The organism is Aeromonas sp. DSM 116730 (assembly GCF_046581335.1).
Classification (GTDB): domain Bacteria; phylum Pseudomonadota; class Gammaproteobacteria; order Enterobacterales; family Aeromonadaceae; genus Aeromonas; species Aeromonas rivipollensis.
The window spans coordinates 1,346,355-1,370,426 of record NZ_CP144265.1 but is presented as its reverse complement, the minus strand read 5'-3'; the positions used below and the strand labels follow the sequence as shown (position 1 = coordinate 1,370,426).

General features: G+C 61.9%; 21 protein-coding genes. 8 read left to right on the top strand and 13 right to left on the bottom strand.

Annotation, left to right across the window (positions count from 1 at the left end):
* Positions 1-64 precede the first annotated feature (64 nt).
* The 3 genes from mscK (at position 65) to Aeroheme_RS06420 (ending at position 5,232) form a co-directional block, all read left to right on the top strand.
* Positions 65-3,385 (top strand): mechanosensitive channel MscK, encoded by a 3,321-nt coding sequence (gene mscK, locus Aeroheme_RS06430; RefSeq protein ID WP_411166905.1) that lies wholly within the window; start codon positions 65-67, stop codon positions 3,383-3,385.
* 130 nt (positions 3,386-3,515) lie between these two features.
* A complete protein-coding gene (locus tag Aeroheme_RS06425; RefSeq protein WP_025327715.1) occupies positions 3,516-4,124 on the top strand; it encodes a LysE family translocator in 609 nt (202 codons plus the stop codon).
* A 97-nt stretch (positions 4,125-4,221) separates the two neighbouring features.
* Positions 4,222-5,232, top strand: a complete 1,011-nt coding sequence (locus Aeroheme_RS06420) for a beta-propeller fold lactonase family protein (RefSeq protein WP_411166904.1) — start codon at positions 4,222-4,224, stop codon at positions 5,230-5,232.
* Between the two features lie 72 nt (positions 5,233-5,304).
* Here the strand turns inward: Aeroheme_RS06420 and Aeroheme_RS06415 are convergent, their stop codons facing one another.
* From Aeroheme_RS06415 to Aeroheme_RS06405, 3 genes are all read right to left on the bottom strand, one after another.
* Positions 5,305-5,871 carry a YSC84-related protein gene (locus Aeroheme_RS06415; RefSeq protein WP_106886231.1) on the bottom strand — a complete coding sequence of 189 codons (567 nt, stop codon included), beginning with the start codon at positions 5,869-5,871 and terminating at the stop codon, positions 5,305-5,307.
* A gap of 251 nt (positions 5,872-6,122) precedes the next feature.
* On the bottom strand, positions 6,123-6,863 hold the full coding sequence (locus Aeroheme_RS06410) for a dienelactone hydrolase family protein (RefSeq protein WP_411166903.1): 741 nt from the start codon (positions 6,861-6,863) through the stop codon (positions 6,123-6,125).
* Positions 6,864-7,020: 157 nt separating this feature from the next.
* A complete protein-coding gene (locus tag Aeroheme_RS06405; RefSeq protein WP_162520060.1) occupies positions 7,021-8,259 on the bottom strand; it encodes a uracil-xanthine permease family protein in 1,239 nt (412 codons plus the stop codon).
* A 295-nt stretch (positions 8,260-8,554) separates the two neighbouring features.
* On the opposite strand from Aeroheme_RS06405, the gene Aeroheme_RS06400 reads away from it, so the two are divergent.
* On the top strand, positions 8,555-9,694 hold the full coding sequence (locus tag Aeroheme_RS06400; protein WP_411166902.1) for a Hint domain-containing homing endonuclease: 1,140 nt from the start codon (positions 8,555-8,557) through the stop codon (positions 9,692-9,694).
* A gap of 110 nt (positions 9,695-9,804) precedes the next feature.
* Here the strand turns inward: Aeroheme_RS06400 and Aeroheme_RS06395 are convergent, their stop codons facing one another.
* On the bottom strand, positions 9,805-11,514 hold the full coding sequence (locus tag Aeroheme_RS06395) for an NAD-dependent malic enzyme (protein ID WP_234570278.1): 1,710 nt from the start codon (positions 11,512-11,514) through the stop codon (positions 9,805-9,807).
* A gap of 267 nt (positions 11,515-11,781) precedes the next feature.
* Between Aeroheme_RS06395 and mobA the strand changes: the two genes are divergently transcribed.
* Genes mobA through Aeroheme_RS06380 form a run of 3 tightly spaced genes read left to right on the top strand, consistent with a single transcriptional unit; the run spans position 11,782 to position 14,299 of the window.
* Complete coding sequence (mobA, locus tag Aeroheme_RS06390) at positions 11,782-12,411, top strand: molybdenum cofactor guanylyltransferase MobA (RefSeq protein WP_368170339.1); 630 nt, start codon at positions 11,782-11,784, stop codon at positions 12,409-12,411.
* Positions 12,408-13,163, top strand: coding sequence for a molybdopterin-guanine dinucleotide biosynthesis protein B (gene mobB / locus Aeroheme_RS06385; RefSeq protein WP_411166901.1), 756 nt, complete (start codon positions 12,408-12,410; stop codon positions 13,161-13,163). Before mobA ends, mobB begins: the two co-directional genes overlap by 4 nt.
* 59 nt (positions 13,164-13,222) lie before the next feature.
* Entirely contained in the window at positions 13,223-14,299 is a 1,077-nt protein-coding gene (locus Aeroheme_RS06380; RefSeq protein ID WP_234690575.1) for an FUSC family protein, read from the top strand.
* A gap of 73 nt (positions 14,300-14,372) precedes the next feature.
* Here Aeroheme_RS06380 and Aeroheme_RS06375 read toward each other — a convergent pair whose 3' ends face one another.
* The 9 genes from Aeroheme_RS06375 to Aeroheme_RS06335 form a co-directional block, all read right to left on the bottom strand.
* Entirely contained in the window at positions 14,373-15,746 is a 1,374-nt protein-coding gene (locus Aeroheme_RS06375) for an HD-GYP domain-containing protein (protein WP_111910249.1), read from the bottom strand.
* An 87-nt stretch (positions 15,747-15,833) separates the two neighbouring features.
* A complete protein-coding gene (locus Aeroheme_RS06370) occupies positions 15,834-16,391 on the bottom strand; it encodes a DUF3332 domain-containing protein (protein ID WP_171276551.1) in 558 nt (185 codons plus the stop codon).
* Between the two features lie 161 nt (positions 16,392-16,552).
* Positions 16,553-17,848, bottom strand: a complete 1,296-nt coding sequence (locus tag Aeroheme_RS06365; RefSeq protein WP_411166900.1) for a methyl-accepting chemotaxis protein — start codon at positions 17,846-17,848, stop codon at positions 16,553-16,555.
* 193 nt (positions 17,849-18,041) lie between these two features.
* Complete coding sequence (locus Aeroheme_RS06360) at positions 18,042-18,506, bottom strand: GNAT family N-acetyltransferase (protein WP_411166899.1); 465 nt, start codon at positions 18,504-18,506, stop codon at positions 18,042-18,044.
* A 62-nt stretch (positions 18,507-18,568) separates the two neighbouring features.
* Positions 18,569-19,024: a DoxX family protein gene (locus Aeroheme_RS06355; RefSeq protein ID WP_139745248.1), complete on the bottom strand. Its 456-nt coding sequence runs from the start codon at positions 19,022-19,024 to the stop codon at positions 18,569-18,571.
* Entirely contained in the window at positions 19,021-19,773 is a 753-nt protein-coding gene (locus Aeroheme_RS06350; RefSeq protein WP_411166898.1) for a putative DNA-binding domain-containing protein, read from the bottom strand. Before Aeroheme_RS06350 ends, Aeroheme_RS06355 begins: the two co-directional genes overlap by 4 nt.
* Positions 19,766-20,608: a DUF692 domain-containing protein gene (locus Aeroheme_RS06345; RefSeq protein ID WP_411166897.1), complete on the bottom strand. Its 843-nt coding sequence runs from the start codon at positions 20,606-20,608 to the stop codon at positions 19,766-19,768. The genes Aeroheme_RS06350 and Aeroheme_RS06345 overlap by 8 nt, the downstream gene beginning before the upstream one ends.
* A gap of 61 nt (positions 20,609-20,669) precedes the next feature.
* The gene (locus Aeroheme_RS06340) at positions 20,670-20,933 is read right to left on the bottom strand and encodes a DUF2282 domain-containing protein (protein ID WP_025327732.1); all 264 of its coding nucleotides are present in this window, start codon (positions 20,931-20,933) and stop codon (positions 20,670-20,672) included.
* A 358-nt stretch (positions 20,934-21,291) separates the two neighbouring features.
* On the bottom strand, positions 21,292-21,651 hold the full coding sequence (locus Aeroheme_RS06335; protein ID WP_411166896.1) for a hypothetical protein: 360 nt from the start codon (positions 21,649-21,651) through the stop codon (positions 21,292-21,294).
* A gap of 830 nt (positions 21,652-22,481) precedes the next feature.
* Between Aeroheme_RS06335 and Aeroheme_RS06330 the strand changes: the two genes are divergently transcribed.
* The gene (locus Aeroheme_RS06330; protein ID WP_411166895.1) at positions 22,482-24,071 is read left to right on the top strand and encodes an AAA family ATPase; all 1,590 of its coding nucleotides are present in this window, start codon (positions 22,482-22,484) and stop codon (positions 24,069-24,071) included.
* Position 24,072: the final 1 nt, after the last annotated feature.

The following is a 24,072-nucleotide window of genomic DNA, read 5'->3' as shown; positions in this document are numbered from 1 at the left end:
AATCCACGCGGATTTCCCCCCAGTGGGAAACCTCCCGAATTTCGCATAATCACCCGGACGTTTTATGCCCTCAATACAGTTCAGAAGAGCCTCGGCCATCCTGTTGCCGCTGCTCTGTTTACTCATCAGCCTCTGCGCCCCCCAAGCCATGGCGCAGGATCTGCCCCAGCGCGCCACGGTACAGCGGGCGCTCGATGCCCTCGGCAAGTCAGAGACCCTGACGGTCAGCCAGCAGGCGGATCAGAAGTTGCTGACCGATACCTTAGCCCTGCTCGACAGCATCGAGAAGGAGCAGGCCAAGGCCAAGGCGCTGACACAGCGGGTACGCTCCCTGCCCGGCGAAATGAAAGAGATAGGCGCCAAGATAGACTCCCTGACCCAGGACAAGGGTCCTGAGCAGCTCAAGAGTGAATACGCCAGCATGAGCCTGGCGGAGCTGGAGAGCCGTCAGCCGGAAGTGCTGGCCAACATGCAGGATGCCCAGGAGGCCCTCGGCACCATAGGCAGCCAGATCACCAGCCTGCAGACCCTGCCGGAGCGGGCCCAGGCCAACATGAGCCGCGCCTATCAACGCAGCCAGGAGATCCGCACTCGCCTGAACTCCGGGGACGGCGTGAGCAGCGCCGAGAAGATGAAGCTCAATACCGAGCTGGCGTTGCTGGACCTGCAACTGGCCAACCTGCAAAAGGATCTGGACAACCGCACCAGCATGCAGGATCTGGCGGTCAAGCAGCGCGACTACCAGAGTGCGCGCCTCGCCCATGAAGAGCAAAAACTGCAGGCCCTGCAGGAGCAGAGCAGCGCCAAGCGCCTCGGCGACACCGAGAAGGCCGCCGAGCAGACCGGCGAGCTGGTCGCCACCCAGGACAATCCGCTGGTGCAAAAAGAGCAGGAGATCAACCACCAGCTCAGCCAGCAGCTCATCAGCGCCACCACCAACCTCAACCTGCTCGCACAGAAAAACCTGCAGGCCAAGAGCTGGCTGGAGCGCGGCACCCAGACCGAGCGCAACCTGAACGAACAGGTGCAGATGCTCAAGGGCAACCTGCTGCTCTCCCGCATCCTCTATCAGCTCTACCAGCAGCTGGAGGCCGCCCCGTCCACCCTGGTGAAGAACCTGGAAGAGCAGATAGCCGACCTGCACCTGGCCCAGTTTGAACTGAGCCAGCAACGGGATCAGCTGTTCCAGAAGGGCCAGTATCTGGACAACCTGATCGCCAACAGCAGGGAGACCGTCAGCGAAGAGGACAAGGCGAACCTGGTCAAGCTGATCGACACCCGCATCAGCCTGCTGGATCAGCTCAACCGCCAGATGGATGCCCAGCTGACCAACGCCATCAGCCTGCAGCTCACCCAGCAGCAGCTGACGCGCATCTATGCCTCCATCGAATTCACCCTGCAACAGCACATCTTCTGGGTCAGCAGCAACAAGCCCATCGATGGCAAGTGGTTCATCAACTGGCCGGGTCATGCCTACAAGCAGGTCTCCGACTGGGTGCTCAAGCCGGATTGGCAAGGCTGGGGCGATATGCTGCTGGCGGTCTCCCTGCTCGCCTTCCCGCTGCTGCTGGTGGGTGGCCTGCTGCTGTGGAAACGCCCGACCCTGGTCAAGCGTCAGCAGAAGATCGCCAAGGATCTCGGCCGCTTCCGTCAGGACAGCCAGTGGCACACCCCGCGCGCCCTGCTCTACACCGTGTTGCAGCGCCTGCCGGGTACCCTCTTCATCCTGGCCGCCGGCCTGCTGCTGGCCTATTGCGGCCTGCTGAGCCCGCGCCTCATCTTCCAGATCACCCTGAACCTGGCACTGGGCTACCTGGTGTTCAGCGTCTACCTGTCGGTGATGCGCCCCGGCGGCATAGGCGAGAGCCACTTCCGCATCCCGCGGGACGAGCTGCAGGCCAAGCGCACCAGCATGCGTTACCTCTGGCTGCCCCTGCTGCCCCTCATCATGCTGTCGACCAAGGCGGTGGTAGAGCCCTCTTCCCTTGGCAATGACGTCATCGGCCAGGCGCTGACCATGCTGCTGCTGGGTCTGACCGCCTACCTGGTGCTGCCCATCTCCCGTGCCCGCATCAAGGGCGAGGCCAGCATGCTGCAGACCATGACGGCGGTCGCCCTGGCGCTGGCGCCTGTGGCCCTGATGGTGCTGGCGGCGCTCGGCTACTACTACACGGCCCTGAAGCTGACCGGTCGCCTGATCGAATCCTTCTACCTCATCATCATCTGGAGCCTGGTCTATCGCACCGCCCTGCGTGGTCTGGAGCTGGCGGCCCGCCGTCTGGCCTACCGCCGCGCCGTCGCCAAGCGCGAGCACAAGCCTTCGGAAGATGCGGAAGGGGGCGAGGCCATCGAAGAGCAGCCCATGGATCTGGAAGAGGTCAGCCAGCAGTCCCTGCGCCTGACCCGCATCATGTTGCTGCTGGTGTTCGGCGTCGCCTTCTACTGGCTCTGGTCCGATCTGGTCGCTGTCTTCACCTACCTCGACAGCGTGGTGCTGTGGCACAAGAGCGAGGGCACAGGTGCCAACGCCGTGCTCTACCCCATCAGCCTGAGCGATGTGCTGACCGGCCTCTTCCTGTTCGGGGCGGCCCTGTCGCTGGCCCGCAACCTGCCAGGCCTGCTGGAGGTGCTGGTGCTCTCCAAGCTGCGCCTCGCCCAGGGCACCGCCTACGCCTTCACCACCATGCTCAACTATGTGCTGATCGGGATGGGCTCGCTCACCGCGCTGGCCATGCTGGGGGTCCAGTGGGAGAAGCTGCAGTGGCTGGCCGCCGGTCTTTCGGTCGGTATCGGCTTCGGCATGCAGCAGATCGTCTCCAACTTCATCTCGGGCATCATCATACTGTTCGAGCGCCCGGTGCGGATCGGGGATACTGTCACCATCGGCACCATCTCGGGCACGGTCAACAAGATCCGCATCCGCTCGACCACCCTCACCGACTTCGACCGCAAGGAGGTGATCATCCCGAACCAGCAGCTGATGATAGAGCGACTGATCAACTGGTCCCTGTCCGATACTGTCACCCGTGTCATCGCCCGGGTCGGGGTGGCCTATGGTTCGGATCTGGAGCTGACCCGCAAGCTGTTGATGCAGGCCGCCACGGAGAACAGCCGGGTCTTGAAGGACCCTGCCCCCATCGTCTACTTCCTCACCTTCGGCCCCAGCACCCTGGATCACGAGCTGCGCTTCTTCGTGAGCGAGCTCGGGGATCGCAACCCGGCCATCGATGAGCTGAACCGCCGGATAGACGTACTGTTCCGTGAACACGGCATCGACATCGCGTTCAACCAGATGGACGTCCACATCAAGAACCGGCAAGGGGACGAGCAGAAGATAGAGTCCCGCCCGGCCCTGCCGCCGCCCAATGGTGGCAAGCCGGCCTGATGCCGAACTCCTGCCCTCGCAAACAGGCTCCTCATTGGAGCCTGTTTTTTTTACCCGGGCAGCCGGACTTGAAAGCGGGAGCCGGCCCCCAATATAGGGAAGACAACGGAATGCCACCCACGAGGATCTCATGGACTATCTCTACGCCGTGGTGCTCTTTGCCATCTCGGCATCGGTCACCCCGGGACCGAACAACATCATGGTGATGAGCGCCGGTGCCAACTTCGGGATCAGGCGCAGCCTGCCGCTGCTCATGGGGATCTGCGTCGGCTTCACCCTGATGCTGTTGCTGGTGGGGCTGGGTTTCGGCCAGCTGTTCACCCTCTTCCCCAGCCTGCACTTCGTCATCAAGTGTGTCGGCACCCTCTATCTGCTCTATCTCGCCTGGCTGATTGCCCGCTCAGCCGACGAGGTGACGGGAGACGCCTCTGCCCGCCCCCTGGGGTTCCTCAAGGGCGCCCTGTTCCAATGGGTCAATGCCAAGGCCTGGGTGGTCGCTACCGGCGCCATCGCCGCCTTCACCAGCGCGGGGGCCGACTTCCACCAGCAGAACCTGACCATAGCCCTGACCTTCTTCATCGTCTCTTTCCCCTGCGTCGGGCTCTGGCTCCTGTGCGGCACCCTGCTCAAACGCTGGCTGACCAATGCCCTCGCCCGCCGCCGGTTCAACCATGCCATGGCGGCCCTGCTGGCCCTCTCTGTGGTGCCCGTCATACAAGAGATCCTGAGCCGACCCTGACGCGGCTCCATGAGGCTGTGGATGGCGGGCGCCATCCATGGGACCATGCCTTATCTCCCTGCCCCTCGCTGGGCACTCTTTTTCTCTGGAGCGTGCAATGGAACAAGTGGTGTATGTGGCCAACCCGGTGAGCGGGTTGATCCATGTGTTTCGACTGGAAGAAGCCGAGCTGGCCCCGATGCAGCAAGTCCAGACAGGCGGCGAGGTGCAGCCCCTGGTCATCAGCCCGGACAAGAACTGGCTCTATGCGGGGGTGCGCCCCGACTTTCGGGTGCTGAGCTACCCCATAGCCGCGGATGGCCGGCTCGGAGCGCCCTCCTCGGCGCCGCTCGATGGCAGCGCCTCCCACAGCTGCACCGATGGGACCGGGCGCCTCTTCTTTGCCGCCTCCTACGCCTTCGACCATGTCAGCGTCTCGCCCATGGACGACGCTGGCCGTGTGCTGGCGCCCCACCAGCGCATCGACCGGCTGATGGCTGCCCATTCGGTGACCCTGTTGACAACCGAGCAGGGCGAGCAGGAACTGCTGGTCGCCTGCCTCAAGGAGGATGTCATTCGCCGCTTCACCCTGGGAGAGGATGGTCAGCTGAGCCCCCATCCCCTGGGTGACATCCACACCGCCGCCGGCGCCGGGCCCCGCCATCTGGCGCTGCACCCCACCAACGGCGATCTCTACTGCCTCAACGAGCTCGATGCCACCCTCAACCGCTACCACAGGGAGGCGGATGGTCGCATCGGCGCGCGAGAGAGCCTGGACATGCTGCCCGAGGGTTATCAGGGAGAGCGCTGGGGGGCCGACATCCACCTGACCCCGGATGGGCGTTTTCTCTACACCAGCGAGCGGGCCAGCAGCCTGCTCAGCCTGTTCGGGGTCGACGAGGAGGACGGCGCCCTGACCCTGCTGGGCCACTTCCCGACCGAATCCTGCCCCCGTGGCTTTGCCATCGACCACAGCGGCCACTATCTGATCGCCACAGGGCAGAAGTCCCACAGCCTGGCCGTGCACCGCATCGCGGCGCAGACGGGGGAGCTCAGCCTATCATCCCGCCAACATGTGGGGGACGGGGCCATGTGGGTGAGGGTGCTGGCGCTGGACAAGCCCGCCTAGCGCGGTTCAAGGCCGCAGAAATGCGCGCGGCGCTCTGATGAGCGCCGCGCAGTGGCCATTAATGTCTGGGCGTTATTTGGTGCCGTTGAGATCGTCATCCGGCCAGTATTTGTAGCCCTGCATGGTAGCCTGCACCGCCACCCCCTTCTCGGTGAGCTGGTACATCTTCACCTTCTGGAAGTCGGCATTGGCCGCCTCGCTGACCACCACCTTGCCATCGTCCGCCGACTTGGCGGCCAGATCCGCCTGGGCGCTGGCATCGAAGCCTGTGGTGATGAATCTGTCCAGGGCGGCGGCATCGTTGAAGATGATCACGGCCTGGAATTTCTTGATCCCCATGCCGATCCCCATGCCGGCGGTCGCCATCTTCATGTAGGTGTCGCGACCGGTGCGGTTGTCACGAAGCACCCCATAACCACTGCCGGCGCTCAGTACCAGCAGGTTGTTGTTCACATTGGTGAAGACGGCATAACCCTTGGATCTTGCCACCTCCTGTCTGGTGCCCGCATCCTGACCATACAGGGTGGAGAGGGTCTGCTGGCGCATCTGTTGAATGTGGTTGCGTTGCTCGGCGGGGGTATCCCCCTTGGCACAACCAACCAGCAGCAGAACGGCCAGAATATGAGTCCATAGACGCATGTCATTACTCCTTCGTGTCTCGTGTGCGGGGGGCTGAGGGGGCCTCCCGCGCCAGAATCGGGTCAGAGGCCATCCCTGCGACCCGTTATCAGCATTCACCGTCCGGTGCCCCGGGGGCGCTGGCCAGATACAAGTACCTCATCGAGTCAGTATAACCAGCGCCACTGAACTTCTGCTGACCCGGCAAGCCGTGGTGCCCCGCCACGCGGGGCTATTGGCGGCATGATCCCGCTTCGCCGCCTAAGGCTGCCCTACCCCTTGGTCACCTCGCCGAGAAACTCGGTGAAGCGCCGCCAGGACTTGGCATCGGCATCGGCGCGGTAATTGTCCGAGCCAAAGACGCTGAAGGCATGGGGGGCGCCGCTGTAGCTGGTCGCCTCATGCCGGATGCCGGCGCTCTCCAGCTCGGTGATGAGGGCCGCGAACTGGCCCAGAGACACCGCCTGATCCGCGCTGCCATGCTGGATCAACAGACTGGCCCTGGTCTGCTCGTAGTTCTGACCGGCCGGGGTCTCCAGCCCCCCGTGGACGCTGACGATCCCCTTGAGGCTAGCGCCGCTGCGGGCCAGCTCCAGCACGGCGGCGCCGCCAAAGCAGTAGCCCATCGCCACCGCATTGTCGAGCCGGCCGCCCTGCCTGCCTGCCTCGGTGAGCCCTGCCTGCAACAGCTTGCGCATCCTGGCCCTGTCCTGATAAAGCGCCCCGGTGAGCTTTTTCCTCTCCTCCACGGCGGTCGGTCTGACCCCTGCCCCGAACAAGTCCACCGCGAACACGCTGTAACCGAGCGCCACCAGCATCTCGGCCCGCTTCACCTCGTAATCCGTCAGCCCGTCCCAGTCGTGAACCAGCACCACCAGGGGCGCATGCTTGTCGGCAGCGGCCAGGTAATATCCTTCGAAGGGCTGACCGTCGACCTGGTAGCGCACAGCACCGGCCTGGGCCGCGCCCCCCCAGATAAGCCCAAGCAGGGCCAGGATCCATCTCGTCTTCATGTTCGTCTCCTTGACTGTGAACAACGCCACTGATTGTAGTCGCCGGGCCGAGCCCCGAGGGATCAAGGCCCTCACGGTGGGAGGCCACAAAAGCAGGAGGCCACCCTGGGGTGGCCTCCTGTCATCGCTGCGGCTGAGGGGTCGTCGCTCAGTCCGCTCAGTCCTTGGCCGACTCCATGGCACCCTCTTCGGAGTGCTGGGGCAGGATGAGGTTGAGCAGGATAGCGGCCACCGAGGCCAGGCCGACACCGGCCAGGGCAAAGTCACCTATCTTCATCTCCAGCGCGCCGACACCGACTGTCAGGGTCACGGCGACAATGGCGATGTTGCGGGCCAGCCCCAGATCCACCTTGGACTCCACCAGGGTCTTGAGACCGATGGCGGCGATGGATCCGAACAACAGCAGCATGATGCCGCCCATCACCGGCATGGGGATGGAGGTGAGCAGGGCGTTGAACTTGCCGAAGAAGGCCAGAATGATGGCAAACACGGCGGCCCAGGTCATGGTGACCGGGTTGAAGTTGCGGGTGATCATCACGGCACCTGTCACTTCCGCATAGGTGGTGACGGGGGGACCACCGATGAAACCGGCGAAGCAGACACCGATGCCGTCACCGGCCAGGGTGCGGTGCAGGCCAGGATCCTTGGTGTAGTCCTTGCCGGTCACACCGCCGATGGCCAGCACGCCACCTATGTGCTCAATGCAGGGTGCTATGGCCACCGGCAGCATGAAGAGGGCAGCGGCCCAGTTGATCTCCGGGGTCTCGAAGTGGGGCAGCGCCAGCCAGGGGGCGTTGACCATGCCATCGAAACTCACCTGACCCATCAGCACGGCGGCCACATAACCGGCGATGACGCCGGAGAGGATGGGGATGAGCTTGATCCAGCCCTTGCAGAACACGGCCGCGATCAGGGTCACCGCCAGGGAGATCCCCGCCAGGGTCAGCGCGGTGGCAGGCGCCACCACCTGCTCGGCCCCGGCACGGCCCATGGCCATGTTGCAGGCCACCTGGGCCACCGACAGGCCAATCACCATGATCACCGGGCCAATCACCACGGGCGGCAGCAGCTTGTGCACGAAGCCCATGCCGCGCACGCGAATGAGGGCCGCCAGGATGAAGTACATGAAGCCGGCGGCAAACAGGCCGAACATGGTGGAGGGCAGGCCCCAGGTCTGGGTGGCATAGATGATGGGGGCGATGAAGGCGAAGCTGGAGCCGAGGAAGATCGGCACCTGGCGACGGGTGCAGAGCTGGAACAGCAGGGTGCCTACACCGGCGCCAAGCAGGGCCATGGAGGGGTTCAATCCGGTGAGCAGGGGCACCAGAACCATGGCACCAAAGGCAACAAACAGAATTTGCAGCCCGGCGACGCTTTGCTTGACCAAGGAAAACATGGGTATCCTTAATTTTTTGATAACTGACAGGGATAATTGACACTTTTCAGTCATCACAAGACTTTTTCAAGGCATGAGATGCACCATTCGGCGTCATTCGTTACCTTTCACTGCTTGGGGAGGGCATGAAACTGGCTTTTTAGGCGGGATTCGTTGCTACAAGCATCGAGTATGCGATTTTACGCACTTTTGTAGCCGACGCCAATCGTTTTTCTGGCGAGATAGCATGGCAAGGGTTTCAGCGGGCTGCCCTCTATACTTGACTGCGTGAATCCAGCCAGACAAGGAGCTCCCCATGTCACTGCCCTCGTTCAAACCCAGCCAGCGCCGACTGCTGCTGGGATCGGCCATCGCCCTGGCCCTGTTTGCCACCCCCTTCAGCTATGACTTCGACCACCACCAATGGCAGCCGAACCAGGCCCATGCCAAGTCCTGCTTCGTCGCCGGCACCCGCATCCTGATGGCCGATGGCAGCGAGCGCCCCATCGAAACGCTGCAGGCCGGTGAACAGGTGCTGGATCAGCATGGCCAGAGCAACCGGATCCTGGCGGTCGAGCGCGTCATCCTGGGCAACCGGAGACTCTACGGGCTCAATCGTCTGCCCCCCTTCTTTACCGCCGAACACCCCTTCTTGAGCTCCCGCGGCTGGGTGGCCATCTCGCCCGCCATGACCCGCGCCGAGCAGCCCACCCTGGCGGTGCAGCCGCTCTTTACCGGCATGCGCATCCTGTGCGGACCGGCAGCGGTCGCGCTCACTGGCAATCTGGCGCTGGCGGCCCAGCCCGCCGAGCTGCTGGTCGAGTCTCTCTACTGGGTCGACAGCCCGCCCACCACGGCGCTGTTCAACCTCATTCTGGATGATGGCAGCCACAGCTATATCGCCAACTCGCTGATCGTTCACAACAAAGGGGGTGACGGCGGAAGCGGCGGCAATAGTGGCAGCGGAGGCGGCAACAGTGGTGGAGGCGGCAGCAACAGTGGCAGCGGGGGTGGCGGCCACAGTGGCGGGAGCAATAGTAGCAATTCTGGAAACAATAGCGGCGGGGGCGGCAATAGTAGCCAAAACGGAAACAATGGTGGGGGCGATGACCGCAGCGGCGGCCACGGCAGCGATGACAGCGGCAGGGGCGAAGATGCCGGCGGGCGGGATGACAAGGGCAGAGATGCCGTCGATGGGAGCGGCAACAAGCTAAGAGGTGACGGCAGCATAGATGACAACGGTGTGGACGCCGTCGATGCCAATGGCAACAAGCTAAGAGGTGACGGCAGCGTAGATGACAACGGCGTGGATGCCGTCGACGCCAATGGCAACAAGCTGAGAGGTGACGGCAGCATAGATGACAACGGTGTGGACGCCGTCGACGCCAACGGCAACAAGCTAAGAGGGGATGGCAGCGTCGATGACAGCCTGCTGCCACCGCCTAGTCAGCCCTGAGGGGCGAGCGGCCCGAGCCCCTGAGGGAAGCGACCGGGTCAACAAGAAGAGGGTGGCCAGGGCCACCCTCTTTCATTTTATCCGCGCGGCCATCAGGCCCGGCGCTCTCCTCAGACCCTGCGGTAGGGCAGATAGACAGGCTCCCACATGTGGCTCAGGATGTGCTGCTGCAGGTCCTGGCCAATCAGCGGGTGGGAGGGGTCGCGGCGCACTATGTCCTTGAGCACGGCGGTCGCCACGTGTACCGAGATGCTGCGCAGCTCGCTGATCCGCGGGTAGACGGTGCCCCGGGCCAGATCCGCCTCATCCACGCACTCCGCCAGGGCGAAGGCGGCTGTGGTGAAGATCTCCGGGCTTATCTCGCGAAGCTGGCTGACGATGGCGGCCAGCCCCACCCCCGGGAAGATGAATACGTTGTTGCCCTGCCCGACCCTGAACGTCTGGCCCTCATGGTGCACGTCCTTGAACGGGCTGCCGGTGGCGACTATGGCGCGGCCCTGGCTCCAGCGGAAGATGTCCTCCGGCAGCGCCTCGCAGTTGGCGGTGGGGTTGGAGAGGGGGAACACCATGGGGCGCTCGCAGTGGGCCAGCATCAGCTGGATATGCTCCTCCTGGAAGGCGCCACCGGCGCCGCTGGTGCCGAGCAGCACGCTGATGGGCACGTGGCGCAGCACCTCGGTCAGCCCCGCCTTGCCCTGCAGATCCCACTGGGCCAGCAGCAGGCCCGGCTTGGCGTAGCGGCGCTTGTATTCATCCAGTCCCTCGCGGTTGTCGCACACCAGCCCCTGGGTATCCAGAATGTAGATGCGATCCCGCGCCGCCTGCGGGTCCAGCCCCTCGCGGATCATCCCGGCGCAGATCTGATCCGCCACCCCGACCCCGCCAGCCCCGGCCCCATAGACTAGGTAGTGCTGCTGGCCCAGGGTCTCGCCCTTGGACTTGACCGCCCCTATGATGCCCGCCAGCACCACGGCCCCTGTGCCCTGGATGTCGTCGTTGAAGGACGGCAGCGTCTGCTGGTAGCGGGAGAGGTTGTTGAAGGCGTTGGACTTGCTGAAGTCCTCCCACTGCAAGACGGCGTTGGGGAAGTGGCGCTTGACCCCGGCCACGAACTTGTCGATGAAGTCGTCGTACTCCTTGCCGCGAATGCGCTTGTGGGGCTGACCCAGGTACATGGGATCGTCCAGTAGCGCCTGGTTGTCGGTGCCCACGTCCAGCGCTATGGGCAGACAGCAGGCGGGATGGATCCCGGCTCCCAGGGTATAGAGGGAGAGCTTGCCGATGGGGATGCCCATGCCCCCCACCCCCTGATCGCCGATGCCGAGGATCCCCTGGCTGTCGGTGACCACTATGATGCGCACCGCCTTGGCGTCCATGTGGCGGGCGAGGGAGCCCATGTCATCGACGTTCTTCGGGGTGATGTAGAGACCGCGCGGCTTCTGGAAGCGGTGGCTGAACTCCTGACAGGCCTTGCCCACGGTCGGGGTATAGATATAGGGGGTCATCTCCTCCACGTGGCGCGACAGCAGGGCGTAGAACAGGGTCTCGTTGCGATCCTGCAAGGCCCGCAGGTTCTGGTACTTCTCGATGTCGCTGCAGGCGCTCAAAAAGCCCTGATAGACCCGCTCCAGCTGGGCCTCGAAGGTCTGCACCTGGGGCGGCAGCAGGCCATCCAGCTCGAAGTCGGCCCGCTCCTGTTCGGTGAAGGCGGTGCCCTTGTTGAGATTGCGATCGTTGAGCAGATCGGTGCCTGTCAGTGCAACGGGGCGAAAGTCCTCTCCCTGTGCGTCTTTCCACAGCAGATATTGTCCGGTAGCCATAGTCATTCTCTTTGATTTACATGAAGTTGCCATTAGGCAGGAGAGCAAGACTCAGATTGCAGGGGATCATATGACGTTTGGGGATTCGGTTTTGTGAGCTTGGGCATACCCTGCGGCCAAAGCCCCTCTCCTGCCGGGCTCATGGCCGCCGGGCTTGCCCCGGCGGGGCGCTTGGCGCAAGATCGGCAGACTCTCGATGCCGCAAGCGCCCTTGCTAGAGCAGACGCTGAACACCCGGCATATCACCTCACAGACCCCTGGAGCCCCATGAGCCGCAGCGACCTCCCCTTCCCCGTCTCCGCCGTGATCCTGGCCGGCGGCCGTGCCACCCGCATGGGGGGCGACGACAAGGGTTGGGTGCCCCTGGCGGGCAAGCCCCTGATAGTCCACGTGCTCGAGCGCCTGCGCCCCCAGGTGGACGAGGTGCTGATCAACGCCAACCGCAGCGAGGAGCGCTATCGGGCGCTGGCCCCCGTCATCGGCGACGCGCAGGCCGACTTTCAGGGGCCGCTGGCGGGCATGCAGGCTGGGCTGGCCGCCGCCCGCCACGACTGGGTGCTGTTCGTGCCCTGTGACGGCCCCGCCCTGCCACGGGATCTGATGGCCCGCTTTCGCGCCGCCATGACGCCGCAGAGCGAGCTGGTGGTGGCCCACGACGGCCAGCACCTGCAACCCGTGGTCGCCCTGCTCCATCGCGCCCTGCTGCCCTCCCTGCAACTGGCCCTGGCAGAGGGAGAGCGCAAGACGGGGGCCTGGTTTGCCCGCCACCGGATGACGGTGGTGCCCTTTGCCGATGCGCCTGATGCCTTCGTCAATCTCAACAGCCCGGCCGAGCTCGCCGCCTACGAGGCCAGCCTGTCACATCCCGAGCCGCTGGCGGGGGGCCTGCGACCATGAGCGCCCCAGGGCCCCTGCTCGGCTTCGTCGCCTGGAGCGGCACCGGCAAGACCACCTTGCTGGAGCGCCTCATCCCCCTGCTCGGCCAGCGCGGCCTGCGGCTCGGGGTGCTCAAGCATACCCATCACCACTTCGACATGGACAAGCCTGGCAAGGACAGCCATCGCCTGCGCCAGGCCGGTGCCCGCCAGGTGATGGCGGCCTCCTCCCTGCGCCACGCCCTGATCTGCGAGACCCCGGAGCAAGAGCCCTCCCTGGAGGCACTGCTGGCCCGCTTCGACTGGGAGCGGCTCGATCTGCTGCTGGTCGAGGGGTTCAAGCATCACCATTTCCCCAAGATAGAGCTCCATCGCCGCGCCCTCGGGAGGCCCCTGCTGTTCCCGGGCGACCCGGACATAGTGGCGCTCATCAGCGATGAGCCCGAGGCAACCACCCTGCCCCAGTTTCGTTTCGAGGCCCTGGACGCCATCGCCGACTTCATCTGCGCCCGGCTGCCCCGGGATGCAAGCAACCAGCCCCCTTTGCCGCCGCCGCTGCGCCTGCTCGCCCTGGCCCTGGAGGCCATTGCCAATCCGGCGGGGGAGGCTTGCCTGCCCGGCCACCTCAGCCAGGATGCCAGCGGCTGCTTGCAGGTGCGCCCGGCAAGTGCTTTCATGCCCTCTGCCCTGCCCTTGGCCAACTGCGTGATCGAATGCCCCGCCCGATCGGCCATCATCCCAGGTGAGCGGGTCCGGATCCGCCTCTTGCCCTGATGGCGAGCGTCAGCCGGCACGGCAACACGAGAAGATCAACCTGACATGAGACGACTCCCTTGCGCCTGAACACGCCGCTCTCCCGCTTCGATCTGCTGATCTATGGTCGCTACCGCCTGGTCCACGGCCTGCGCATCGCCCTGGCCTTCACCCTCACCTTCCTGCTGACCCGGGAGCTCAAGCTGCCGGAGAGCACCTGGCCCCTCATCACCCTAGTGGTGGTGATGGGCCCCATCTCGTTCTGGGGCAACGTGCTCTCCCGGGCGCTGCAACGGGTGGTCGGCACCATCTTCGGCGCCGCCTGCGGTGTGGTGGCCCTCTATCTGGAGCTCTACTCCCTGCCGCTGATGCTGGTCTGGTGCTGCGCCATCATGTTCCTGTGCGGCTACCTGGCGCTCGGCAAGCGCCCCTATGTGGGGCTGCTCATCGGCATCACCCTGGGGGTCATAGTCGGCGGGGTGCCGGGGGACATAGAGACGGCGCTCTGGCGCAGTGGCGACGTCATCCTGGGTTCCATGCTGGCACTGCTGTTTTGCAGCATCTACCCCCAGCGGGCCTATACCCACTGGCGGCTGCAGATGCACGACAGCCTGCAGCAGGCCGGGCGTCTCTATCACACCCACCTCTCCCCCAATATCCTGGAGCGCCCCAGGCTGGCCCAAAGCCACGCCCGTCTGCTCACCAAGATAGTCAGCCTGCGCCCCCTGCTGGCGCCCGCCGTCAAGGAGACCCGTCTCAACAGCACCCTGTTCGAGGCCGTCCAGACCACGATGCGCAACACCTTCTGCACCCTGGAGATGCTGGCCAACACCTACTGGCGCGATCGCCAGAGCCACTTCCTGATGCAGAGCCACCCCGGGCTGCGCGCCTGCCAGCAGGCCACAGAGGCGGTGATCATCCAGCTCGCCCTCATGCTCAAGAGCGGTGACAGCAGCGCCGCCGAGCAGGCCATAGCCAGATTGCAGGCGGCGGCCGCAGAGGTGCAGGCCGAGGTGCGCCCGGGGGCCGATGACGAGGCCACCATCAGCGGCTACCTCTGGCTCAACCTGCAGCTCACCGAGCAGATAGCCCACCTCCACCGCCTGCTGGGGCTGGTGATGAACCCACCCCGCAGCCAGGGCAACAAGCCGGGCTAACAAAACGCCCCGCAATGCGGGGCGTTCCTGTCTTTGGTCTCCGGCCACCCGGGCCATGACGACGCCGTCGGCCTTAACCGGCCTGCGCCAAGGGCTGCTCGGGGCTGAGGTAGAGGGAGAAGTCCCGGATCCCCGCCTGAAGGGCGGCGAAACAGTCGGGATCGATGGCGCTGCCCAGATGCTCGGCCATCATCTCCAGCGCCTGGGGCACAGGGATGGCGTCGCGATAGGGGCGCTTGGCGGTGATGGCGTCGAAGATGTCGGCGGTGGTGATGATGCGAGTCTCGAGAGCAATCTCTGCGCCGCTGAGCCCCCTCGGATAGCCCTTGCCATCGAGCCGTTCATGATGGGCCCCGGCCACCTGGGCCAGCTCCCTGAACGCCCCTATGCGACCCAGGATCTCCTCGGTATAGGCGGCATGCATCTGCACCGCGGCCCACTCCTGCGCATCTAGCTTGCCCGGCTTGTCGAGGATGGCGTTGCTCACCCCAAGCTTGCCCACGTCGTGGAGCAGGGCACCCCGCTTGAGCCAGCGCCGTCTCGATTCAGGCAGCCCCATCTGGGCGGCAAGAATGTCGGTATAGAGCGCCACCCTGCCGCTGTGGCCCGCGGTATAGGGGCTCTTGGAGTCCACCACCTGACCGAAGGCCGCGGCTATCTCGTCCAGATAATCTTCATCGAGCGCCACCTCCCCCTGCCCGGCCGGGTGGTCGAAGACCCACTCGGTCAGCCTGGGGTCCACCAGCCCCTGCCAGAAATCCTCGTCCGCCAGCGCTTCAAATTCGCCGACCAGGGCAGGATCAAACCAGCTGCCGCTGCGCTCGCGCAGCTCCCTCAGCGCCGCATCCGGGCCTGCGGCGGCGTGAAACACATCCACCACCTGACAGAGCAGGGCAATGCGGGAGAAGAGGGGGATAGCCTCCCCCGCCAGTTGCAGCGGCCGCCCCTTGCCATTCCAGTGTTCATCGAGGGAGAGGATGCCGTTGGCCACCTCGTCACTGAAGCGCAGCTGGCGAGCTATGTCCGCCCCCCGGTGACAGCGGGTCTGGATCAGCTCGTTGGCTATCTGATCGCCGTTGCGAAAGATGTGGAACAGGCTGCGAAAACGGCCGAGCAGATCCGCCTGCAAGCCGGTGTGACCCAGCACGAAGTTGACCACCTCGGAGAGGGAGCCATCCACCAGCTTGAAGTCGCGCTTGAAGTGAAGATCGTCGGTGAGATAGAGCTCGCAGATGCGGGCGGCATTGCTGCTGCACCCCAGATCTTTAAGCAGAAGGGTGTAATAGAGGTCATGGCGCTGCCGGGCATCCAGTCCCAGCCGCTCCCCCAGACGTGCACCTATCCAGCAACAGCGGATGCAGTGCCCCCGTGGTTGACCCTCAGTCATGTCCAGGGCATGGCTGAGGGAACCAATCAATTCAGCCAACCGCAATCCGGTCACCGTCATAGCCTACTCCCTTAGACATAATGGCGATCTTGCCAGCCGCTTGTTTATACCCTTTTCAGAGAAAAAAAGATCAGCTTTCTGAAGAGGTTAAACCGCCACCTTGCCTGCGCTTGCCTTCTCGTCCAGCTGCTTGCGGGTCAGGGTCGAGACCAGCTTGTCATCCAGGTAGATGTCCAGCAGCTCGCCGCGCATCTCCCCGCGCATCATGTCGCGATGACCGTCGATGTAGTGGATCTCCATCTGGGCCGTGCGCTCGTCCGGGTAGCTCACCTTCACCTCGCGCACCCCTTGCGGCAGCATGGCGAGCGGCACCTTGTTGAGGGCCGGATCCAGATGCTGGTTGACCTTGATCACCGCATCGGCCTTGTGATCCACCAGGGCCGGCGACTTGCCGGTGATGGGGTTCTTGCCCGACCAGAATTCGATGGTGTTGAACACGAACAGATCCGCCGTCGCCGCCAGGCCATAGACGGGGGAGAGCAGCACGAAGACACCGGCACGGCCGTAGCGATTGTCCACCACGCTGAGGTTGCCCTTGGTCACCATGGAGGAGAGCCCCATCTGCCCCATGCAACCGCTGAGCCCCATGCTCGCTACCGTCCCCAGCAGCAGGGCCAGGGCCCTGCCTTTGTGTCGTACTGCCATTGTTTTCTACCCGCTCAATGAAAAATGAGGCGGCAGCCTAAACAAGGCGGCGAATCGCCACAATTCACAAGGCCGGGGTCATACAGCCAGGGTTCAGCTTGGAGGCTCGTTCGCTCACTCTTTTGGCGATCTCGTCAGAGGGTGTCGCCAGAGCAGGGGGGTCAGATGGAGAGTGCCGAGACCGTCTGCGAGACCCGGCTCGCCTCCTGGTGGATGTCGCTCATCAGCTTGTCCACCTCGGCTATCTGCTGTTTGCCGAGTTCGGCGCTGCCCGCCACCCCGGCCATGTCGTCAGTCACCCTGGCGGTCAGCTCGCGGTTCTTCTGCACCACCTTGGCTATCTCGGCGGTGGAAAGAGAGGTGCGGGCCGCCAGCTGGCGTACCTCGTCGGCGACCACGGCAAAGCCCCGTCCCTGCTCCCCCGCCCGCGCCGCCTCTATGGCCGCATTGAGGGCCAGCAGGTTGGTCTGATCGGCGATGGCGCTGATGGTGGAGACGATGGCCTCTATGCTCCTGGACTGCTCGTTGAGCTGACCGATGAGGGCGATGGCCTGATCCACCTGGGCGGCGATGAGGGAAGAGGTATCGACCACGGCGCGCAGCAGCTCGGCACCGGCCTCGGCACTGCTCAAGGTCTCCTGCGCCGTGCAGTGGGCGAGGCGGGCCGCTTCCCGGGTGGCGTGGTTCTGCTCGATGCGGGCCGTGATGTCGCTGGCGAACTTGACGACCTTCACCACCTTGCCGTTCTGGTCACGAATAGGGTTATAGGTGGCCTCCAGCCAGACGGCCTCCCCCCGGCTGTTGTGGCGCATGAAGAGGCCGGACTTGAACTGGCCACGGGCCAGCTCCTCCCAGAATTTGGGCTGCTCGCGCAGGAAGGCCTCGTCACAGAAGATCCTGTGATGCTTGCCCGCAATCTCGTTCAGGCGATAGCCCATGGCGTCGAGGAAGTTGGCGTTGGCGCTGATGATCTCGCCGCTCGGGGTGAACTCTATCATGGCCCGGGAGCGGTCCAGCGCCTGGGAGAGCGCCTCCAGGTGTTGCAGCCGCTGATGCCTGGCCGTCACGTCGCTGGCCAGCTTCACCACCCGGGTCACCCTGCCCTGGGTCTTCACCGGGAAATAGCTCGCCTCCAGCCAGCGGGTCTCGCCCTTCTGGTTGACCCGCTCGAAGATGCCAGACTGGGGCTGACCCTGGCGCAGGCGGCTCCAGAACTGCTGATAGTCGGTGGAGCCGGTCCAGCCCTTAGGGCAGAGCAGGCTGTGGTGACGCCCAAGCAGCTCGCCAGCGCCATATCCCATCAGGCTCAGGAAGGGGTCGCTGACCTCCAGGATCTCCCCGTCCGGGCTGAAGATGATGGTCGCGGCACCGCCCTTGATCCCCTGGGCGAAGCCCTGCTCTTCATCGAGCCGGGCCTGACAGGCCTGCAATTGCGCCTTGAGTTTGTGATTGAACATGACACTCCTACCTCGTTGACGATCCGGATCGGCACCACAGCCTCCCCCCACTGACTGTATCGGCCCCGCAAGTCCCAATATGAGTGGTCAGATGACCTTGGGTCATGGGGGGCGCGCAGTGTATAGAAAAGCGACTAGGCCGCCAAGGGCTGCCAGTACGTAAAAGAATCTGCCGAGGATCACTGCGGCTAGTTCAGGGGGCGGGACACCACTCCAGGCAGGCCGGATTGGAAACAAAACCTAGTCGCTCGTAGAGCGGACGCCCCTGCTCGCTGGCGTGCAGCCACAGCTTGCCCAGTCGCTGTTCCCGGGCATGGGCCGCCATGGCATCGAGCAGGGCGCTCGCCATGCCCTGCTTGCGCCAGGCCGGCACTGTATACATGTTGAGCAGATAGGCCTCGCGCCCCGCCAGGTTGCCCGGATAGGGTGGGCGCACGAAGAGCGCCAGGGTGCCGCACGCCACCGCCTCCCCCTCGACCTCCACCAGCCAGGAGCGGGCGCTGCCATCTGCCTGTGCCGCGCTGAAATAGGATTGGGTCGCCTGCCACAGCGCATCGCTCGCCTGCGGGTCATCGAGCTCCCCCAGTTCACCAAACAGCGCCATGCGAAGACGCACCAGGGCGGGAATATCGGCGGCCAGGGCCTCGCGAACCATCATCTCTTTCTCCTCGAATGGCATGACAAGAAGGGGCCCGCAGGCCCCTTCATCTGACAGCCACGTTAATGGCCGCTGCGTCCCCTGGCAAGGCGCCAGTGATCCAATGACAGGGGGCCTGCGCCCCACACCGCCAGGGTCAGCAGCATCCAGCCCCACAGCTGGTGATCGTGAAAGCCCCCCGCCCACAGGGTGGGATAGGAGATGACCGCCATGGCGTTGAAGCCAAACAGCAGCAAGGCGACCGGGCGGGTGAAGAGCCCCGCCAGCAGGAAGAGCGGCAGCAGCAGCTCGGTCGCGGTGCCCGCGTAGGCCGCCCACTGCCAGGGCAGCAGGGGCACCTGGTACTCGAACTCGAACAGGTAGAGGGTGGAATCCCAGGCCGTGAACTTGAGCCAGCCGGATCGCAGGAAGACGGCAGCGACCCAGAGTCTGGCCAGCAGCAGCAGGGCGCCGCTGCACCAGGGCAGGATGCGTTCGGCAAAGTGGCCAAGCGGCTTGGAGAGAGTCTGTGTTGTCATGGGGCAAGCTCCAGATCGACCAGCAGATCGAGGGTGATGAGGGGGGCCAGGTGCTCGGCCATGGCCGGATCCTGTGCCAGCAGGCTGGCCAGCGGCCTGCCCTGCTGGCAGCCTTGCAGCAGGCGCCAGGGGGTTGCCTCCAGAGGAATGGGCTCGACCCTGTGGCCGGGGCGTTTTTTAAGGGCCAGCGAGCAGGGGGCATCCAGCTCGCTGACCGTCTCCCCGCCGTGCAGTGCCATCTGCCAGAGCGCCAGCACAGGATGCTGGCTCTCGAGGAGCAGCAGATCGCAGGCGGGGTGCAGCACCAGCCGATCCCACTGGCTCGGGGCAAGGGCGGCGAGCCGCTCGGCGGGCCAGCGCCTTGCCTCGGGCGCCAGCAGGGAGGCGCGCTCCAGCAGCCACTCGAAGCGGGCCAGCTCCCCGAGCCAGGGCAGGGCTTGGGTGGTCGGCAGGCGGGTGAGCCAGTCGCCAAAACCTTCCCCATAGTGCATGACGCTCCCCTCCTCAAGGGGCTCGGCCAGCACGAATCCCCGGGCCGCAGCGGCGAAGAACTCTTCCCCCACCATGGCCGCGACGGCGGGATAGCTGCTGGCGAGCACCTCGGTGAGGCCGAGGATGACGTTGTTGCGATAGATCTGCAGCACGGCGTCGGGGGCAAAGCGCCCCGGCTGGATGTGCCCGAGGATGGCGTCATCCTGGCCGAGCAGGCCGCTGGCAAAGTCCTGTTGCAGGCGGGCAAGCTCAGACATGGGCTACCTCCTGCAATGTTTGCTGCGCCGCGCTCAGGATCTCGCTGGCAAGTTGCGCCTCCCCCAGCAGCACAGGCAGCGGGGGTATCTCCAGATCCCACTCGATCAGGGTGGGGATGGCGCGCTGCTGGCACAGCTGCCGATAGAGCGCCCAGACGGGGGGCGCCACCGGGGTGCTGTGGGTGTCGATATAGAGGTGCCCCTGGGGCAACACCTTGTCGGTAAAACCGGCCAGGTGGATCTCCCCGACCGTCTCGAGGTCGATGGCGGCCAGGTAGTCGGCGCAATCCAAGCCGTGATTGACGCTGCTGACATGGAGGTTGTTGAGATCGAGCAGGATGCCGCAGCCGCTGCGCCGCGCCAGCTCGGCCAGAAACGCCGCTTCACCCATCTCCCCGGGCAGTTGCAGATAGGAAGAGGGATTTTCGATGAGCAGTTGCCGACCCAGGGCCTGCTGCACCCTGTCTACCTTGTCGCTCATGTGCGAGAGGGCCTCACGGGTGTAGGGCATGGGCAGCAGATCGTTGAAATAGCGCCCGCCTATGCTGCCCCAGCTCAGGTGCTCGGAGACCCGCACCGGCGCTATGGTCGCCACCAGGGCCGCCAACTGGCGCAGGTGCGCAGGGTCGAGCGAGTCGGCGGAGCCCAGCGACATGCCGACCCCGTGCAGGCTGACGGGATAGTGCCCGGCGAGTTCGGCCAGCACCTCAAAGCCTTTGCTGTGGCGCTCGAAGTAGTTTTCGCTGTGCACCTCGAGCCAGCCGACCCCGGGCAGGGTCTGGCGGATCTCGTCATAGTGGGGGGGGCGTAAACCTATACCGATCAAGGGGTTCATGGCAGGGCTCTCTCAAAAGAAGGGGCCATGATGTGGCGGGCGCCACACCATGGCACTGGGCTTATTTAGGTTGCAGCGACCCGCCCGCCAGTTTCTCGCACAGGCCCTTGGGCATCACCACGAAGGCATCGCCCTGGGCATCCATCTTGGCGGTACCGGCGCAGGAGCCGCCCTTGGTGGCGCAATCGTTCTTGCCCGCCTTGACCACGCCGTAGCACTTCTCCTTGTCGTCCGCAGCCATGACTGGCGCGGCGATGAACTGGGCACCCAGGGCCAGCAGACCCGTCATGGCAGAGGCGATGGCAGTACTCTTTTTCACGTTCATATCCATATTCCTTGTTGTCTAGAGTGGTGTCTCCGGCGGATGTCATCCGGTTACGTCCAATAGAACCGGCCCAGGGGAGAAAAGATTTCCCAAAAATTGAAAAAACCTGAAAAAAAGCCAACAAAATACCAACAAGCAATTGTTTTTTAAGGGATATAAATTTAATCAAAAAAAGGCGGGTCGGCGCGACCATCCCTCACCAAGGGGGCCTTGCGCCGCCCTTGCCGAGGGCGCCGGGATAACGCCCATCTTGCTTGGGCACCACACCGGCATCACAACAAGAGAGGGGCCCATGGCCCCCCTCTATCCCTTAGGCGAGCCCCTTCCCAAGGCGCTCGCTCATCCCTGGCCCCAGGGCTCAGGTGGTCTTGACACACTTTTGCACGAAGCTGTTCTTGGCCGCCCCGGCAAGCTTCTTGTCGGCCGCCGCCTTCTCGCACTGAGCCGCCTTGTCGGTGGCGGCATCCGTCTTCACACACTTCTGGATAAAGCTGTTCTTGGCGGCCCCCGCCAGCTTCTTGTCGGCGGCCGCCTTCTCACACTGGGCTGCCTTGCCGTTGGCCGAGGCATCCTTGACGCACTTGCCCACAAAGCTGGTCTTGGCGGCCCCCGCCAGCTTTTTGGCCGCAGCCTGCGCCTCGCACTCCTGCTGCGCCGCGCTGTGGGCAGTCCCCATACCGAACAAAAATACCGTCATCAGGATGGCAATGGATTTCATCTGACAAGCCCTCATCATTGATTTGATTGTGGTTCTGGCACCGAGGGAACAAGGCTCAGCCGCCTCCCCCTTCCGATTGCACTATAGTCCCCCGCCGTGTTACAACCAAAGCGCCCCGATTCGCAGAAAACGCCATCCTACGCCCCTCTCCCTCCATCCTGCGTTAAACTGCGATTGTTGAGCTGGCGCAAAAAACGCAGATCTTCCTGATAGTTACGTCAATTTTTGACTGGTTTATCTGTAAAGGAAAAGCCTATGATTGCCACTCAGTGCCTATTGCCTGCGATGGGTGACTGCCTCGCTGGTTAATCGAGCATATTGGAAGCTGTAATCCACGGGCGGTAGCAATTCTCGCGGAATTGGGCCGAATTCCCGCGCCTGCGGCAATGCAGGGTCACGAGGGCTCCACCCTCGATGGGTTTCGCCGCAGCTGCCCGGCTTGGCGAGTGACTTTGGAAAGACCCAAAGTCACCAAAGGTCTTCTCCCCCGTCAATCCGCCCGACTTCGTCGGTTACCCTCACTACGATTACAAGGTCTGACGGAACGCCGCAGACGACACATCCCTGTGCCAACTGCGGCTGCGCCGTCATCCCTGACGGCACTCCTGGCCTTGTGATCTCCGCTCGGCAGATTCAAGGGGGAATAATCTACCCGCGGCTAGTTTTAACGATTTATTAGTTTTTTGATAGCTGTTGGCTTAGCTATTAGCAATCATTCGATTACGCTTCTCTAATATACCTGTGGCCTTGTGCCACTTAGACCAAGTCGAGAAATATAACGAGGTCAAAAACTAGGTATCAGAATTGCTTTTAAAGACCAAGGATAATACATGCTAGATGCAATAAGATTAATTAATCTGAGAAGTTTTGAAGACTCAGACTTCATATCCCTCAAACCTATAACTATTTTGGTAGGAAAGAATAGTAGTGGGAAAAGTACGTTTTTGAGAACTTTTCCATTATTGAGACAGTCAGTTGAATCGAAGACCAAAGGTCCTATTTTATGGTATGGTTCATATGTCGATTTTGGAGCATTCTCAGAGGCTAAATCAACCTTAACATCTCAAGATACTATTAGCTTTGAGTTTTCTCTTAATTTACCCCCTCATGTTCTAAACCAATACTCTCCTCTTAGAAATTCTTTACGTCGAGTAAAGATAGCTAACGACGATATCGCTGCCAATGTAAAAATATCAGTAACAAACAACAAAGGCGCAACGGTCTTTGACTCTGTAGAAATAGAAATAGAAAAGAGAAAGATCTATATTAAATACTCTGGAGCAGACCGATGCTCTGTGAAAATAACTTCTGAAAATGGTTTTGAATACGTAGATTCCTCACTATTTTACTCCTCATCAAACTTAATACCTCCACTTTTTCAAAAAGTAAGAGAGCAATTTTTTATTGTTGGTGAAAATAATCAACCAGAAACAAGAACCATAACAAAAATTGTAAAATTGGAATCATATAATTGGTTAAAAAACACCGCTTATACTGCACTGAAAGATTACTTCTATCGCACAACAAGAAGTGAAACCATTGTTTCTGGAATACAAAAGCTAATCATCACCAATGATTCATCATTTTTTAGCAATCTAGTCCATACTGTTTACAGAGACAATCAATATTTTCTTACAAAACATGATGTACTAAAAGAAAAAATAAATAGCGACTTAATGGACTATGTTATTGCTCTTAATATAAACAATGTTATTGATGCAATTAACAGAGTTCTGATAAACTCATTTAAAAACACGAGATATATAGCACCATTACGCTCAACTGCAGAAAGATATTATAGATATCAAGATCTACAAGTAGACGAAATTGATCATACTGGTTCAAATCTGGCAATGCTATTAAACTCTCTAACTGAAGCAGAAAGAGAGTCATTTTCAACATGGACTATGAAACACTTCGATTTTTCAGTCAAAGCTGAAGAATCAGGTTTACATTATGCTATTAAAATAAAAGCTAAAAACTCCAAGTTAGAATACAATATAAATGACATGGGGTTTGGTTACTCACAAATATTACCGATAATAACATCAATATGGTTGGAAACTAATAACAAAAAAAATAATAGAATGATGATGAGAGAGATCACTTTCGCAATTGAGCAACCAGAGCTTCACCTACATCCAGAGTTGCAAGCCAAGTTAGCAAAGCTATTTGTCACTACAATTAGCGTAGCAAAAGATAATAATATACAACTACGCTTTATTTTTGAGACCCACAGCAAAACAATGATTGATGCTGTTGGTGAGTGTGTTGAGGTTGGGCACATAAGCCAAGAGGATGTCAATGTTGTAATTTTTGATAAGGCTTCAATAGAAGACAAAACTAAAGTTCATGTGTCATATTTTGATGAAGATGGTTTCTTAGTTAATTGGCCCATTGGCTTTTTCTCTGGTAATTAAT